This is a genomic window from Promicromonospora kroppenstedtii DSM 19349 (assembly GCF_000515355.1).
Lineage (GTDB): Bacteria > Actinomycetota > Actinomycetes > Actinomycetales > Cellulomonadaceae > Promicromonospora > Promicromonospora kroppenstedtii.
On the sequence record NZ_KI911578.1, the window covers coordinates 3,851 to 4,585 of the forward strand.

Annotated in this window: 2 protein-coding genes; one reads left to right on the top strand and one right to left on the bottom strand. The window is 68.2% G+C overall.

Features of this window, described 5'->3' with window-relative positions; all coding sequences use genetic code 11:
• Positions 1-57 precede the first annotated feature (57 nt).
• Positions 58-255 carry a hypothetical protein gene (locus tag PROKR_RS02205; RefSeq protein ID WP_157601804.1) on the bottom strand — a complete coding sequence of 66 codons (198 nt, stop codon included), beginning with the start codon at positions 253-255 and terminating at the stop codon, positions 58-60.
• A gap of 167 nt (positions 256-422) precedes the next feature.
• Between PROKR_RS02205 and PROKR_RS02210 the strand changes: the two genes are divergently transcribed.
• A complete protein-coding gene (locus tag PROKR_RS02210; protein ID WP_036959110.1) occupies positions 423-608 on the top strand; it encodes a hypothetical protein in 186 nt (61 codons plus the stop codon).
• Positions 609-735: the final 127 nt, after the last annotated feature.

Genomic DNA, 735 nt, shown 5'->3' on the forward strand with positions numbered 1-735 from the left:
GACCGGAGCAGCACCGCCTGCCTCCGGGTCTGGGATGTGGCTCCAGGAGTCCGTCAACTACACCAGCGCGATCCGGGACCGGGGAACTCTCCTGGTCACCTCGGGCACTGCCCCGCCGTCGGTGTCCAACTTCCCGGGCGCCACGCCCGCGCGTATGCGCTCGGCGCGGACCATGCCGTCGGACTCAACGAAGTCGATCTTCGAGGTCCGCGGCGACGGGTCGGGGCGCTGGGGGCCGCTGGAGTTCGACGCCACGGGCAAGTTTACGTCAGCGTACGACACCGGGTGGGTGGCAATGATGGTCCTGTCGGGGTTCTCCGCAGAGGCGGGAAACCCGCCCCTGGTGCGCCGCATCGGGGACGCCGTCTACTTCAAGGGGACGGCCGCCGGGACCTCCGGGGACATCGGGCAACACGTTCCCCGTGCAGATCCCGACATCGGTCGCCGCCCGTCCGGAGGCGGGGACCTACCGCGACGGCTTCCTCTACGTAGGCACAGCCGTCGCCGCCCGTCTCCGCGTACTTGACGACGGGCGGATTCAGATGAACGGGCACAGCACCTCGGCGAGCGTCAACGTCTCGTTGTCGTCCATCAACTACCTCCTCTGACTCCACTGACCTCAACCCCAAGGGAGAGCCCGCATGGCATGGTCTGCCCCCGACCCCGACCGGACACTGAACACACGAGCGACCTGTACACCTACGTCGTGGAGCTCACGCTACAGACGGCGGAGGG